This window comes from Sinorhizobium sp. BG8, from assembly GCF_016864555.1.
GTDB lineage: Bacteria > Pseudomonadota > Alphaproteobacteria > Rhizobiales > Rhizobiaceae > BG8.
This window is the reverse complement of sequence record NZ_CP044011.1, coordinates 1-13991: the sequence shown is the minus strand read 5'-3', so window position 1 is coordinate 13991 and position 13991 is coordinate 1. Positions and strand designations below refer to the sequence as shown.

Sequence of the window (13991 nt, the reverse complement as noted above, 5' to 3'; positions counted from 1 at the left end):
GAGGTCATCGGTAAGGTACCTGGAACTAACCCCTCCAGTCGCTATTCCGGCCAACCGGGAAATGCGAGGACATCTTGAAGCAACGACGGTGCGGGCCTTTCTGGTGTCTGCCGGCTTTCCATCAGCCGGGGTTACTGAAGAGGCACACCTTCATTGCCGGAAGTGCGGTTGGGTTATTCCCCTCCAATCCATGGCAGACAAAGCCGAATTGAAGCCTAGGCGGGCTTCAGTTCATCGTTCGCGCATCGTGCGCATGCTTGGTTCCGGGGTCTCCACCGGCTGGTTCCATCGCATGTTCGCGTATGCCCTTTGTCCTCCGGATTTCCGGAGCCAATTGATCATGGGGAATGGCAAGATGACCACCGCACGTATTATCGATTTCCTGAACACCCGACGTCCCGACGGTCCGTGCCTTGTTGTCGACCTCGATGTCGTGCGCGACAATTTCAAGGCTTTCCGTCATGCCCTGCCGGATAGCTCGATCTACTATGCCGTCAAGGCCAATCCGGCTCCGGAAATCCTGCGCCTGCTCGCCAGCATGGGTTCCAATTTCGACTGCGCGTCCGTCGCGGAAATCGAAATGGCGCTCGATGCCGGTGCGACGCCCGCCCGCATCTCGTTCGGCAACACGATCAAGAAGGAGCGCGACATTGCCCGCGCCCACGCGCTTGGTGTGAGCCTGTTTGCCGTCGACAGCCACGAGGAAGTCGAGAAGATCTCCCGTGCTGCCCCGGGCGGCCGCGTATTCTGCCGCGTCCTGACGGACGGCGAAGGTGCGGAATGGCCGCTATCGCGCAAGTTCGGCTGCGTACCGCAGATGGCGGTCGACGTGCTCGTCTATGCGCACCAGCTCGGCCTGGTGTCCTACGGTGTCTCGTTCCATGTCGGCTCGCAGATGACGAAGCTCGATGCCTGGGATTCTGCGCTCGCCGATGCCAAGCGCGTCTTCGTCCAGCTTGCCAAGCAGGGCATCGAGCTGAAGATGGTCAACATGGGCGGTGGTTTCCCGACCAAGTACCTGCGTGACGTTCCCTCCGCCGAGGCCTATGGCCAGGCGATCTTCGGGGCGCTGCGCAAGCACTTCGGCAACCACATCCCGGAAACCATCATCGAGCCGGGCCGCGGCATGGTCGGCAACGCCGGCGTGATCAAGGCGGAAGTCGTCCTCATCTCGAAGAAGTCTGACAACGACAACCATCGCTGGGTGTTCCTCGACATCGGCAAGTTCGGCGGCCTCGCCGAAACCATGGACGAGGCGATCCGCTACCCGATCCGCACGGTTCGCGATGCCGACGAGATGGAGCCCTGCGTGCTTGCAGGCCCGACCTGCGACTCGGCCGACGTGATGTACGAGAAGAACATGTATCCGCTGCCGATCTCTCTTTCGATCGGCGACGAGGTTCTGATCGAGGGCACCGGGGCCTATACGACGACCTACTCGGCCGTCGCCTTCAACGGCTTCGAGCCCCTGAAGGCCTATGTCATCTGATCCGGCAGCTCCCGCATTTGCGCGGGAGCGCCTTTCACAACTCTGTCTGATGCCCGCTTGTGGCGGCAATTGAAGTTCGGGAGGCCGGGATGGCCACTGTTCTTGACTCTGTCCGCGCGTTTTTCGCGCAATCCGCATTCGCAATCGACTCGGAGAATGCCGGCGACGTCGTCGCGCGTGAACGCCTCCTCGACCGCGCCATGGGCGAGGGCCGCTTCCGCAAGTCCTCGGAGAAGCTTCGCCACGGCCGGGTTCCGGCAGAAGGTCTCGCCCTCGTCGCCCGAGATCGGGACGGACACATGATCGGCACAGTGCGGCTGTGGAACGTCGAGGCCGGTATCGACGCCTCGGGCGCTCCCGTTCCCGCGCTTCTGCTCGGTCCGCTTGCTGTCGACCCCGATCACGAAGGCAAGGGCATCGGCTCCGCGCTGATGCGGGCAGCGCTGACCGAAGCCCGCAACCTGGGGCATGGTGCAGTCCTGCTGGTCGGCGACGCACCCTATTACGAGCGCTTCGGCTTCTTTGCGGAAAAGGCCTGCCATCTGGTCATGCCCGGCCCGTTCGAGCGCCATCGTTTCCTGGCGCTGGAGTTGAAAGAGGGCTGGCTCGAGGGCACCGCCGGCGTCCTCGTCGCCTCCGGCCGCCGGCTGGGTCGGCCGGAGTTCAACAAGGCGGCCTGATCGGGCGGCCTGCGGTTGAACTGCGGCTGGCGCGACAATCTCCCCGCCCGATGTTACGATCGGGCGGCGGTGCCGGCGGGCACCGCCTCAAAACGGGGGAATAATCATGCGTAAACTGGACGACGCCTATATTGGCTGCGGGCTGCTCTGGCTCGCGTTCGGCATGGCATTCGGGATCTGGATGGGGGTCGCGATGCAGTTGAACTTCTCCAATTCCCATGCCCACGCCAATCTTTTGGGATTTGTCTCTTCGATCCTCTTCGGGCTCATACTGCGCGCCTACCCATCCATGCGCGAATCCCGGCTCGCCCTGCCGCAGTTCGTCGTCTATCAACTCGGCGCCGTGCTGCTCGTCATCGGCAAGATGCAGATCGATGCCGGCGGAGAGCCGACACTCGCCAAGATCGGCGCGCTCATCATCCTGCTCGGTGCGCTCGGCATGCTCTGTCTGTTCGCGCTTCGGCGGAACGCCCCGGTGAGACTCGAGGGCAGGGCCGGTCGCCCGGCCTGAGGCAGGCTTCGCCGCTCCCGGACAGAAACCGGTAGCGATCCGGACCGTCGTTGAAACCTTCGCTGCCTGTCGCAGCGAGGGCGGTGCGCCGCCTTGCCGGAAGGGAGGGCGGCCTTCCTGGAAAGATAGCCACCGGCGCATACATCTCCGCATTGCAATGCGTGGCATAAGTGCAACGCTTGTCCAAACCGGCAAAGACCTGCACAGCAGTTGCTAAAGTATTGATCCAGCTCAACTCTCTCATGTCGGATCGGCGGATAGTCGCCGCATCGCAGCGGCGATTCCGCTGCTCATGACCGATGAAGGAGAGAATGATGCTGAACACCCTGACCCGTCCCATGGGGCTTTTTGCGATCGCAGTCGCCGCCACCCTGGGGCAGGTGGCCTCGGCGGCGGACCTGACGCCCATAACCGAGCCGGCGCCAGGGGCGGCGGAACTTGCGGCGTCGAGCCCGTGGCAGGTCCGCGTGCGCGGCCTGGGTGTCGTGACCAATGATTCGGGCCATGTGAACGGCATTGCAGGCTCCGACCTGTCGTACAGCGATACGATCGTTCCGGAGCTCGATATCTCCTATTTCTTCACTGACAACATCGCTGCGGAACTGATCCTCGGCGCCACCTATGCCAACATCGATGCAGCAGGTTCGATCGCCGGGCTGGGCAAGGTCGGAAAGACATGGCTGCTACCGCCGACGCTGACGCTGCAATACCATTTCACCGATTTCGGTGCCTTCAAGCCCTATGTCGGGGCTGGCGTCAACTACACCATCTTCTTCGATCAGTCCGGCAGCGGCGACTTTTCCAACCTCGACGTGAAGAACAAGTTCGGCGCGGCGCTTCAGGTCGGCTTCGATTACATGATCGACGACCACTGGGTGTCAACTTCGACGTGAAGAAGCTGTTCCTGGAGCCGGAGTGGAAGGTCGACTTCGGCGGCACGTCGCTCTCGGGCAAGGCCAAGCTTGACCCCTGGCTGATCGGCACGGGCTTCACCTATCGTTTCTAGGTTATGTGTGCGAATCCGGAGCGGGGAAACTTTCCCCGTTTTCCCCGCCCGCGAAGGGTATGTCATTCTAAGGCGGTCCTTCGGGAAGGGAGCCGGGTTCGCGAACCGGCCGCCTCACCGGCGCAACCCGGGCAAGAAGGATGGTTTCTCCGGTTGAGGCCTTCGCCGTCAGGGTGGGGTCTCCGGGGCGAGGGTGTTGCGGCGCTGACAGCGTCACAATCCCTTCGTCTTCGCAAGACCTGCAGGAACCGGGCAGGCGGAAAGCCTGACATGAAATACCAATGCAACCGAGCCGCCTGCCTGCCTCCCGAGCAGAACCGGCACGGACGGTTTCGACCGCCGTCCGTGCCGGGGTTTCGGCGTGCGTTTTTTCGGCTTCGCGGATCCCGTCGCGGGCTGGTTTGACAGCTGGCCCACCTCGCGATAAAAACCTGGCCGACGGGTGAGAGCCCCGGCCGTCCGCGAGCGCAAGCTTTGGTGAAGTCTCTCTGATACGACACGGTTTTCCAGCATCATAGCATGCGGACCGGTGGCAATGCGGACCCCTCCGACACGGCGCATGCAGACACTGGAGAAAACCATGCGTCTATCGACGCCGCTTCCTTCCCTGGAGAGCCTGAAGGGTCAGGCCAAACGTCTGAGGATCCGGCTTGCCGCCGAAGACCAGCCAATCGGCCATTCCCGCGCGCTCGAACTCGTTGCCGCGCAATACGGCTTTCGCGACTGGAACACCCTTCACGGGGCTCTCGGCAATCGCCCGCCATTCGATCCCTGGCAACTCGGCTCGCGAGTGCGCGGCCACTATCTCGGACAGCCCTTCGACGCGACGGTGCTCGCGGTCCAGGCGATTACGTCCAGCCCCGGCCACTATCGCCTGACGCTCCATTTTGACGAACCCGTCGACGTGGTGACCTTCGAGAGCTTCTCCGCCTTCCGGCAGCGCGTGAGCTGCACCGTCGACGAAACGGGGCGAACCGCTTCGAAGACATCGGACGGCAGGCCGCACGTGGAGCTGGAGTGGTAGGCCGGATCTGGTTCGTCGTGGGTGCCCACGCGCAATCCACCCCGCTCCCGTGGCGGGGCGGATTGCGAAGCCCGGCGTGCACGCTTCGCACATCACCAATCTTCAAGAACGCGTGAAGCGTGGCGGGGCGCCGCGATTTCGGCCGGACGATGCCCTACCTCACTCCCATGACCAGAAAAGTCCTCATCCTCTTCCTTTGCCTGGCGCTCCCGTTGGCGCCGGGATCGCTGCAGGCGCAAGCGCTGGAAGGGTCAGCGGAACCGGCATCGGCGACCCGCAGTGGCGGGCTTTCGCGTGTTCTCGACGAAGCGTCGGCGTTTCCGGCCCTCAGGACGGTCATCGTTGCACGCAACGGTGAGATCATCGCGGAGCGCGGCTATCGCGGACATTCGACGAGCGAGAGCACCAATATCAAGTCCGCATCGAAGAGTATCGTCTCGGCGCTGGTCGGGATCGCCATCGAAAAGGGCCTGCTGGAGGGAACCGACCAGCCGATCGCACCGATCCTTCGCGCCGACCTGCCGGCTGACCCGATCCGAGACTCGCACAGGTGACGATCGGCAATCTGCTGTCGATGCAGGCGGGACTGGAGCGGATGTCCGGTGCGAACTACGGGCGCTGGGTGTCGAGCCGCAACTGGGTGCGCACGGCACTTGCTGCGCCGTTCGTGGAAGAGCCGGGCGGTGCGATGCTCTATTCTACGGCGTCGACGCATCTGCTTTCGGCGATTCTCACCAGGGTCGGCGGCAAGCCCACGCTGGCGCTGGCGCGCGAGTGGCTCGGGCCGCTCGAGGATTTCCATATCGGCGCGTGGGAGCGCGATCCGCAGGGCATCTATCTCGGTGGCAACCAGATGGCGATGAGCGCTCGCTCGCTTCTGGCGTTCGGCGAGCTCTACCGCAACGGCGGCCGCACGCGGGACGGCAGGCAGCTGGTGCCGGAGGAATGGGTCCGGCAATCCTGGGAGGTGCGCACCAATTCCCGCTTCTCAAATGACGGCTATGGCTACGGCTGGTTCGAGCGCGTCATCGGCGGCAAGACCGTGCATTTCGCCTGGGGTTTCGGTGGCCAGATGCTCTATATCGTGCCCGAACTCGGCCTGACCGTCGCCATGACGTCCGACGAAAGCGGACCATCGGCGCGCACGGGATACCGGGACGCGCTCCACGGCCTGCTCGCGGAAATCATCGGGACGGCAGAGAGCTGAGCCTCAGAGGATCGTCTGGTCCATGCTCGCGGACGGGATCTCGTCGGCGCGGTGGATGCGAACGACAGATGCCGGCACACCGGCAACCGTGCAGTGAGACGGAACCGCCTTCAGGACCACGCTTCCGGCTGCGATCTTGCTGAAGGCTCCCACCTCGATGTTGCCAAGGATCTTGGCGCCCGCACCGATCATTACGCCCCGCCTGACCTTCGGATGGCGGTCGCCGGTCTGCTTGCCGGTGCCGCCGAGCGTCACGTCCTGCAGGATCGAGACATCGTCCTCGATCACGGCGGTTTCGCCGATCACGATGCCGGATCCATGATCGAGCATCACCGCTGACCCGATCGTGGCCGCCGGATGGATATCCACGCCGAAGACCAGCGAGGCGAGGTTGGAAAGCCAGTTTGCCGCCTCGCGCCGCCCGGAATGCCAGAGGCTGTGCGCCGCCCGGTAGGTCTCCAGCGCGTGGAAGCCCTTGAGGTTGGCGAGCACATGAAGGAAGCTCTCGCAGGCGGGGTCGCGCTCGCGCACGGCCCTGAGATCCAGTTCCACCCTTGCAAGGATGTAGGGCTCTGCGGAAAAGACCTCCGTCAGGAGTTGCCCGATCGTCCGGCGCTCGGCCTCGTCGGCCGCCAGCCGCGTGGCAAGCACGCCGGAAAGCAGCGCAGCATCGCTTTCGGCCGCGAGGAGGCGCTCGAGACTTGCCCGCAGGACCGGCTCGCGTTCGGCGAGATCGCGGGCCTCCGCGCGGACGATCGTCCAGATCTCGCTGTCTGCCGGGTGCGGGCGCAGGCTCGGCGCCGGCGTCTTGTCAGCGATCTGCGGAGAGAGTGCGGTTTTCGAAGGCATGCGCCATTCTCCTATCCGGCGATGTCGATCACGCCGCAGTCGCCGGTTTCCGATGCGAAGGCCAGGAGCTTGCCGTTGCGGCTCCAATCCATCGAGGTGATCGCACCTTTGCCCGGCCGGCGCAACAGCACTTCGCGCGCATCCGCGAAGCGGGCGGCGAGAACCATGCCGTCGGAATAGCCTATGGCGACGACATCCTCGACCGGATGGCAGCTGACGGCCGTCACCATCACGTCGGCGCGCGTACCGAGTTCCAGCGGTGCCTTGCCCATCGGGCCGTCCTTGGCCGCAAAGGGCCAGACGATGGCTGCCGGCGCGCCGGAGGAAGCAAGCCACTTGCCCTTGGCCGACCAGGAGAGAGATTTTACCTTGGCCGGATAGCCCGTCATGCGCATGTGGCGCGTGTCGGCGCCCGCCTTGCCGTCGAGCTTCCAGCCGTGGAGAGCGTTCTCCTGCATCGACGTCACCACGAAGCGCCCGTCTGGCGAAAAGATCACACCCGTATGGGCGCCCTTCCACTCAAGGTCGACGGGCGGGGCATTGGTGGCCACCCAGTGCATCGAAACGCCGTTGTAGCGCGCGATGCCGATCCTCAACCCTTTGGGCGCGAAGGCGACGCCCTCGACGGTGCGGGTCTCGGCGAATTCCTTCACCGTGCCGTCCGGCAGGCGCACGCGGGCCGTTCTGCCTTCTGCAAAGGCGACCGCCCCTGGGGGCCGGCGCCACGACGGAAATCCACTTGCGCGGCACTTCCGCAAGGGTGGTGCTGGTGCCCTCGGAACTGATGCGCAGGACCTTGCCGTCCTCGCCGCCCGTCACAAGCGTGTCGTTCGCCGCGTCCCGTACGCAGGCAAGCAGTCCCTGATGGGCCTGCGTCACCTTGTGTCCGTTGTCCAGGCGATGGATCTCCCCGGAGGCGGACGCGAAGAACGGTACGTCACCGAGGAAAACGGCCGCGACGACGTGGCCGTCGAGATCGAGAGGTGCGACTGTCGGCATCAGTTCGGCTGAGCCTCGCAGGCCTTGAACGTGCGTTCGATCTTCTCGCGGTCGAGGTCGCGACCGATGAAGACGAGGCGGCTCTCGCGCTTCTCGCCGTCCTTCCAGGCCCGCTGGTGGTCTCCCTCGACGATCATGTGCACGCCCTGCACGACGTAGCGCTCGTCGTCGCCGGCAAAGGCAATGATACCCTTCAGGCGGAGGATGTTGGGCCCGTCGGTCTGGGTGATCTTCTGGATCCAGGGGAAGAACCGGTCGGGGTTCATCTCGCCGCCGCGCAGCGAGATCGACTGGACCGTCACGTCATGGATCGGGGACGGGCCATGATCGTGGTGATGATGGCCATGATCATGGTCGTGATCGTGGTCGTGATCGTGGTCATGATGATGATGGTCGTGGTCATGATCGTGGTGGTGGTGATCCTGGTCGCAATCGGGACCGCAGACATGGTCCTCGTGATCGTGATCGAGGAAATGCGGATCGTTCTCGAGCGCGCGCTCCAGGTTGAAGGCGCCCTGGTCGAGGACCTTGGAAAGGTCGATGTCGGAGCGCGTGGTGCGGTAGATGCGTGCGGAGGGGTTGATTACCCGCACGGTGGCCTCGACCCGTGCGAGCTCTTCCGGCGTTACCAGGTCGGTCTTGTTCAGGAGAACGACGTCGGCAAAGGCGATCTGGTCCTCGGCCTCCCGCGAATCCTTGAGGCGCAACGGCAGATGCTTCGCATCGACGAGGGCGACGACGGCATCGAGCTCGGTCTTGGAGCGAACGTCGTCGTCCATGAAGAAGGTCTGCGCCACCGGAACGGGGTCGGCAAGACCGGTGGTCTCGACGATGATGGCGTCGAAGCGCCCGGGGCGGCGCATCAGGCCCTCGACGACCCGGATCAGGTCGCCGCGCACGGTGCAGCAGATGCAGCCGTTGTTCATCTCGTAGATTTCCTCGTCGGACTCCACGATCAGGTCGTTGTCGATGCCGATCTCCCCGAACTCGTTGACGATGACGGCGTATTTCTTGCCATGGTTGTCGGTCAGGATGCGGTTGAGCAGCGTGGTCTTGCCCGCGCCGAGATAGCCGGTGAGAACGGTGACGGGGATGGGCTTCTGCGTGGCGGTGTCGGTCATGGTAGCCTCGGAGCTGGCGTTCTGCCGCGTTTGTCGGATTGTCGCCCTCATATAGGAGATGAGGGAGCCAAGAGCAAAGGTCTTGGGCGCGGAATTCTTGTCCCGGACCGGGCGGGCCGGCGACGCACTCGGGCTAGTCCAGATCAGACATGTCGAATGCGTCGACGTCCCTCAGCAATTCAATGATGCCGGCGACCGCGTGGTCGAGGAGCTGCTCGCCGCGCTCGGCCGTGGCGTTGGCGGCATTGCCGGCCACGCCCTTCCGATTGAGATCGGACATCTTCCAGCCGAAGGCATGCGGCCCATAGGCGCGCAGGTGCGTGAAGCGCTCGGCAAACTCTGTCTGGCGAGACGAAAAATCCTCTGCCTTGCCGATCTCCACCAGATCCGGGTCGAGCGCCAGCATGACGGAAGTCTCGATGTCCCCGCCATGGATGTCGATCGCCTTGCGTTCCGGCGAGATCCAGCCTTCGGGCTGGCCGAAGCGGGTCCAGCTGGTTGCGACCGCAAGCATTCCGAAGCGGATGCGTGCCTCGGTCGCAACGATGGTCATCAGGGGGGAATTGCCGCCATGGGCATTCAGCATGACGAATTTGCGGAGCCCGAGATGAAACAGTTCGCCGGCGACCGCGAGCCAGCGCTCGATGGCTTCATCATATTCCAGCGACTTGGTGCCGTGGACGTCGAGGTGCTCCGGCGAGTAGCCGACCGGTTCGACCGGAAGGAAGCTCACCGGCAGGTCTGCGGGCAGGGCGGCGATCAGGCGCTTGACGATGCCTTCCGCAATCAGCGTGTCCGTGTCGAGGGGCAGATGGGGGCCATGGCCCTCGTGAGCACCGAGCGGGAGGACGGCGATCCATCGCGCGCGTTCGGCCGGAGCGAGTCTTGCGTCATTGTCACTCCAGCGTCGCGCCGGTCGCACCATCGCCCATCCCCTGATCTTGTCTTGCCGCAAGCAGTTGCAATGAGTCATACAGGGAGGACCATACGATGCAAGATTTTTGCAGCCGAGAAGCAACCACAGAACAATCCGCGTCAGGTGGAAACGATGGGCAAGAAACACAAGGACGGCAAAAAGGGTAAATCCGGCAAAAAGAAGGGCCAGGAGGAGGCGGGGATTCCGCCGCTCGGCGGCAGCATAGTCCAGGCCGCGCGCTCCATGCGCACGGTGCTGTCGCGGAACCTCTTGTCTGCCGGTCTCTATGCCGGGCAGGACGGGGTCATCATGGCACTGGCGGAGGAGGGCGGACTGACCGCGGGCTCGCTCGCCGCGCGCCTCGGCGTCAAGGCGCCGACCATGACCCGCACCATAGGCAGGCTCGAGGCGCAGGGCTTCGTGGAGAGGCGACCGGATGAGGATGACGGGCGCCTCACCGTCGTTCACCTAACCGATGCCGGGAGGAGTTCGCTCTCCGTCATCGGAGAGGCTGTACGGGTCAGCGAAGGCCAGGCTGTCGAGGGGCTGTCGGAGAAGGAGATCCGCACACTTTCCAAGCTCCTGAGAGCTGTCGACGACAATTTGCGCGGGGTGATCGAAGGCCGCTCGGAGCCCGCTGAGAAGGATGTTGCGGAGGAGATTTAAAGCGTTTAAATAAATCTTTTAAGGGGCGCCGCACAGTTCAGGAGCGCTTCCGCGGGGAGCGCGTCGTGGCACAAAAGATCAAGCTTTCGACCATTGCCGAGACGCTCGGCGTTTCGACGGCAACAGTTTCGCTGGCCCTCAGAGACAGCCCCCTGGTCGCCTCGAGCACCCGCGATCGCATCAAGGAGCAGGCGAGGGCACTCGGCTACATCTACAACCGGCGCGCCGCCAGTCTCCGGACCTCGCGATCGGGTATCATCGGCGTCGTGGTTCACGACATCATGAATCCCTTCTATGCCGAAATCCTCAAGGCAATCGAGAGCGAACTCGACCGAAACCAGCAGACATTCATCCTGTCGAACCACTACGACTCGGTGGAAAAGCAGCGCACCTTCGTGGAGACGCTGCTGCAGCTTGGCGGCGACGGGGTGATCATGTCGCCGGCGATCGGAACACCGGCGGAGGACATCCAGCTCGCGGAGGACAATGGCATGCCGGCCATCCTCATCGCGCGCTCGATCGACGGGCTCGACGTGCCGATCTTCCGGGGAGACGATACCTACGGGATTTCGCTTGCCACCAACCACCTGATCGGGCTCGGCCACCGGGTCATCGCGATGGTCGGCGGCACCGACCAGACCTCGACAGGCCGCGACCGTTACCAAGGTTACGTCAACGCCTTGCGCAAGGCCAATATCGAGGTCGACCCGCGCTGCGCATCCCGGGGCCCGCTCGAAGCAGGGCGGGTTCGAGGCGGCGGTCAACTTCCTGTCACTGCCGCAGAAGCCTACGGCCGCCGTCTGCTGGAACGACCTCGTGGCGATCGGCCTGATGAACGGCATCGCCCGTGCCGGGCTGGTTCCCGGCCGCGACGTCTCGGTCACGGGGTATGACGATCTCGAGGAGGCGTCCATCGCGACCCCTTCGCTCACAACCGTTTGGAACGGCCAGTCGGAGGTCGGGCGCAGCGCCGCCCGGCGCTCCCTCGACAAGCTTTCCGGAAATCACGATCCTGACGGCATTCACCTCATCAAGCCTGAAATGCGAATCCGCCAGTCGACAGGGCCCCTGCGCCATCACATCGAGAGCTGACGCGGCATTTCCACGCATGCGCAATACAGGACAACCATGAGCGACATCCGACCCAAAATCCTCATTCCCGGCCAGATCCGCGAACGCGTCATCCTCAGGCTTCAGGAAAAGTGTGACATCGTGCGGATCGAGCGCGCGGATCCCGACCTCATCGATCCCGAGCTTGCTCCGGAAATTACGGGTGCGGCCGTATCAGGCAGGTTCAGCGCCGAGCTCATGGAGCGCTTGCCGGCACTGCGGATCATCGCGAGCTTCGGCGTCGGATATGATGGAGTGGACGTCGGTGCGGCGGCGGCACGCGGTATCGTGGTGACGAACACGCCGGATGTGCTTAACGAGGAAGTGGCGGATACGACGCTTGCGCTTCTCCTCAACACTGTCCGGCGTTACCCGCAAGCCGAGGCATGGCTGCGGGAAGGACGCTGGGAGCGCGACGGCCAGTTCCCGCTGACGCCGCTCACGCTCAGAGGGCGCAAGATCGGCATCTATGGTCTGGGCCGCATCGGCATGGCGATCGCCCGCCGCCTTGAAGGCTTCGTGGAGATCAGCTATCACACCCGTACGCCGAGGCCGGGTGTAGCCTATACCTATCATTCGACGTTGCTGGGGCTTGCCTCGGCGTGGATACGCTCATCGCCATCGTGCCGAAGACGCCGGACACCTACAAGACGATCAACGCCGAGGTTCTCGGCGCGCTCGGGGCAAACGGCGTTCTCATCAATGTCGGCCGTGGCTGGACCGTGGACGAGGACGATCTTGCGCGCGCTCTTCGGGATGGCACGATAGCGGCGGCGGGCCTTGACGTTTTCCAGACGAACCGCACGTGCCGCGGGCTTTCCTCGACATGCCGAACATGTCGCTCTTGCCGCATGTCGCATCGGCTTCCGTCGCCACCCGTGACGCCATGGCCGATCTGGTCGCGGACAATCTGCTTGGCTGGTTCTTCAACGGCGCGCCGCTGACCCCTGTCGCGGAGACCCCTTACCCGCACTGAGGGAATGCAGAGGCACGGATGCCGCCGCTCCGGCTGGGGAAGGGGCGGGCAACGGTTTCGTGCTGCGGTCCTCGTTCCGGCAGCATTTTAGCGATCAAGAAAATCCTTTAGTAAGCCTTTCGCAAGCTTGGGCGCGTAGCGTGATCTTCCAGATACCCGCTGCGGCGCGCCTCGCGCCGCGTCTCATGCGGGACCAAGCTTGAGGGAAGCGTCCATGAAGATGCTTATGATTGCGAGCATGGCAGCCATCGTCGCGTCCGGACTGTGGGCCTTCGCGAGCCGGCAGGTACAGGACGGGCCGGACCCGATCGTCGTTGCGTCGATCGCCAAACCGAATCCGCAGAAGACCTATTCGATTGCGAATGCCGCCGAGCACACGAGCTGTCTTGCGCAGCGCGGCGAGAAGCTTTCAAACCGCAGCCTGCGTTTCAGCGCCGGGCCCGATTGCGACCTCGTCTGGCGGGCCTGTCGAAGGCCCGAACCTGGATCGAGACGGGGACGGGATGGTCGTTGTCGGCAATGCCAAGGGTGAGGCGATCATCACCATCGCGGAGGGTGACGGGCTTGCCTATGAGGCGATCGAACCGTCGGACGCGCTGCTGACGATGGCCGTGGTCGACTGACGGCCTGGTTCAGGCCGCTCCGGCCTTCTCGGAGGTGTGCTGCTTGCGGGCGGCATAGTCGCGCACCGCATCGCCAAAAGCCTTGAACAGCTTGTTCGAGGTTCCGTCCGTTCCCACCCAGTATTCCGGATGCCATTGGACGCCGACGGCGAAGGCCTTGGAGTCGATCACCGAAACGGCCTCGATCGTGCCGTCCTCGGCAAGCGCCTCGACCGCAAGGCGCGGCGCGGTGCGCGAGATCGCCTGACGATGCAGGGAGTTGACCTGGATCTCACCCGGGCCCACCGCCGCCGCAAGGCAGCTGCCCTCCTTGACGATCACGTTCTGCCGGATGCCATAGGCCTCGTCGAGTTCCGGCACGTCGGGCTTGCGGTGATCCCAGATGCCGGTGTGTCCTGGATGTCGTTGGCGAGCGTACCGCCGAGCGCCACGTTCAGTTCCTGAATCCCACGGCAGATCGCCAGCAGCGGAATGCCGCGTTCGATCGCGCGGCGGATGAGCGGCAGGGTCGTGGCATCGCGCGCGGGGTCGAACGGGCCGTCGGCTTCCGTCGCCTGAGCGCCATAGAGCGATGGGTGCACGTTGGTGCGCGAGCCGCTGACAAGCAACCGTCCACCCTGTCGAGGATGCCGTCGAAATCGTGGCCGTTTTCCTGTGCGGGAACGAGGAACACCATGACGTCGGCGCCTTTGACAGCGGCACGCACGTACTGATTGGGGGTAGCCTGCCAGACGTTGCCTTCGATCTCGCGGATGTCGCAGGGAATGGCAACGCAGGGTCGGACATGAACGGAACTCCGGTATCAGGGGATGAA

Annotated in this window: 9 protein-coding genes and 6 pseudogenes; 9 read left to right on the top strand and 6 right to left on the bottom strand. The window is 64.1% G+C overall.

What is annotated here, in order from left to right:
• The first annotated feature begins 355 nt into the window (after positions 1–355).
• The 6 genes and pseudogenes from odc2 (at position 356) to F3Y30_RS00050 (ending at position 5917) form a co-directional block, all read left to right on the top strand.
• The gene (gene odc2 / locus F3Y30_RS00075; RefSeq protein WP_203424580.1) at positions 356–1489 is read left to right on the top strand and encodes an ornithine/lysine decarboxylase; all 1134 of its coding nucleotides are present in this window, start codon (positions 356–358) and stop codon (positions 1487–1489) included.
• A gap of 89 nt (positions 1490–1578) precedes the next feature.
• The gene (locus tag F3Y30_RS00070; RefSeq protein ID WP_203424579.1) at positions 1579–2169 is read left to right on the top strand and encodes an N-acetyltransferase; all 591 of its coding nucleotides are present in this window, start codon (positions 1579–1581) and stop codon (positions 2167–2169) included.
• Positions 2170–2275: 106 nt separating this feature from the next.
• Positions 2276–2680: a hypothetical protein gene (locus F3Y30_RS00065; RefSeq protein ID WP_203424578.1), complete on the top strand. Its 405-nt coding sequence runs from the start codon at positions 2276–2278 to the stop codon at positions 2678–2680.
• Between the two features lie 338 nt (positions 2681–3018).
• Positions 3019–3686, top strand: a pseudogene (locus tag F3Y30_RS00060) (OmpW family protein).
• A 580-nt stretch (positions 3687–4266) separates the two neighbouring features.
• Complete coding sequence (locus tag F3Y30_RS00055; protein ID WP_203424576.1) at positions 4267–4710, top strand: glyoxalase superfamily protein; 444 nt, start codon at positions 4267–4269, stop codon at positions 4708–4710.
• Positions 4711–4877: 167 nt separating this feature from the next.
• Positions 4878–5917, top strand: a pseudogene (locus F3Y30_RS00050) (serine hydrolase).
• A gap of 3 nt (positions 5918–5920) precedes the next feature.
• Here F3Y30_RS00050 and cysE read toward each other — a convergent pair.
• The 4 genes and pseudogenes from cysE to F3Y30_RS00030 all read right to left on the bottom strand — a co-directional run bounded on the left by cysE (position 5921) and on the right by F3Y30_RS00030 (position 9811).
• Positions 5921–6766, bottom strand: coding sequence for a serine O-acetyltransferase (gene cysE / locus F3Y30_RS00045; protein ID WP_203424574.1), 846 nt, complete (start codon positions 6764–6766; stop codon positions 5921–5923).
• A gap of 11 nt (positions 6767–6777) precedes the next feature.
• Positions 6778–7765, bottom strand: a pseudogene (locus F3Y30_RS00040) (WD40 repeat domain-containing protein).
• Positions 7765–8886: a GTP-binding protein gene (locus tag F3Y30_RS00035; RefSeq protein WP_203424572.1), complete on the bottom strand. Its 1122-nt coding sequence runs from the start codon at positions 8884–8886 to the stop codon at positions 7765–7767. The pseudogene F3Y30_RS00040 and the gene F3Y30_RS00035 overlap by 1 nt, the downstream one beginning before the upstream one ends.
• Before the next feature lie 133 nt (positions 8887–9019).
• Entirely contained in the window at positions 9020–9811 is a 792-nt protein-coding gene (locus F3Y30_RS00030) for a creatininase family protein (protein ID WP_203424571.1), read from the bottom strand.
• Between the two features lie 123 nt (positions 9812–9934).
• Between F3Y30_RS00030 and F3Y30_RS00025 the strand changes: the two genes are divergently transcribed.
• The 3 genes and pseudogenes from F3Y30_RS00025 (at position 9935) to F3Y30_RS00015 (ending at position 12554) form a co-directional block, all read left to right on the top strand.
• Positions 9935–10468, top strand: coding sequence for a MarR family transcriptional regulator (locus tag F3Y30_RS00025; protein WP_203424570.1), 534 nt, complete (start codon positions 9935–9937; stop codon positions 10466–10468).
• Between the two features lie 65 nt (positions 10469–10533).
• A pseudogene (locus tag F3Y30_RS00020) lies at positions 10534–11560 on the top strand (LacI family DNA-binding transcriptional regulator).
• A gap of 36 nt (positions 11561–11596) precedes the next feature.
• Positions 11597–12554, top strand: a pseudogene (locus F3Y30_RS00015) (2-hydroxyacid dehydrogenase).
• A 183-nt stretch (positions 12555–12737) separates the two neighbouring features.
• Here the strand turns inward: F3Y30_RS00015 and F3Y30_RS00010 are convergent.
• Positions 12738–12884, bottom strand: a complete 147-nt coding sequence (locus F3Y30_RS00010) for a hypothetical protein (protein ID WP_203424585.1) — start codon at positions 12882–12884, stop codon at positions 12738–12740.
• A 302-nt stretch (positions 12885–13186) separates the two neighbouring features.
• Positions 13187–13943: pseudogene (locus F3Y30_RS00005) on the bottom strand (gamma-glutamyl-gamma-aminobutyrate hydrolase family protein).
• Between the last annotated feature and the right edge of the window lie 48 nt (positions 13944–13991).

What these genes read in the sequence shown, in the direction of transcription:
- odc2 (WP_203424580.1), top strand. Translation starts at nt 356, where the DNA reads ATGACCACCGCACGTATTATCGATTTCCTGAACACCCGACGTCCCGAC.
- F3Y30_RS00070 (WP_203424579.1), top strand. Translation starts at nt 1,579, where the DNA reads ATGGCCACTGTTCTTGACTCTGTCCGCGCGTTTTTCGCGCAATCCGCA.
- F3Y30_RS00065 (WP_203424578.1), top strand. Translation starts at nt 2,276, where the DNA reads ATGCGTAAACTGGACGACGCCTATATTGGCTGCGGGCTGCTCTGGCTC.
- F3Y30_RS00055 (WP_203424576.1), top strand. Translation starts at nt 4,267, where the DNA reads ATGCGTCTATCGACGCCGCTTCCTTCCCTGGAGAGCCTGAAGGGTCAG.
- cysE (WP_203424574.1), bottom strand. Translation starts at nt 6,766, where the DNA reads ATGCCTTCGAAAACCGCACTCTCTCCGCAGATCGCTGACAAGACGCCG.
- F3Y30_RS00035 (WP_203424572.1), bottom strand. Translation starts at nt 8,886, where the DNA reads ATGACCGACACCGCCACGCAGAAGCCCATCCCCGTCACCGTTCTCACC.
- F3Y30_RS00030 (WP_203424571.1), bottom strand. Translation starts at nt 9,811, where the DNA reads ATGGTGCGACCGGCGCGACGCTGGAGTGACAATGACGCAAGACTCGCT.
- F3Y30_RS00025 (WP_203424570.1), top strand. Translation starts at nt 9,935, where the DNA reads ATGGGCAAGAAACACAAGGACGGCAAAAAGGGTAAATCCGGCAAAAAG.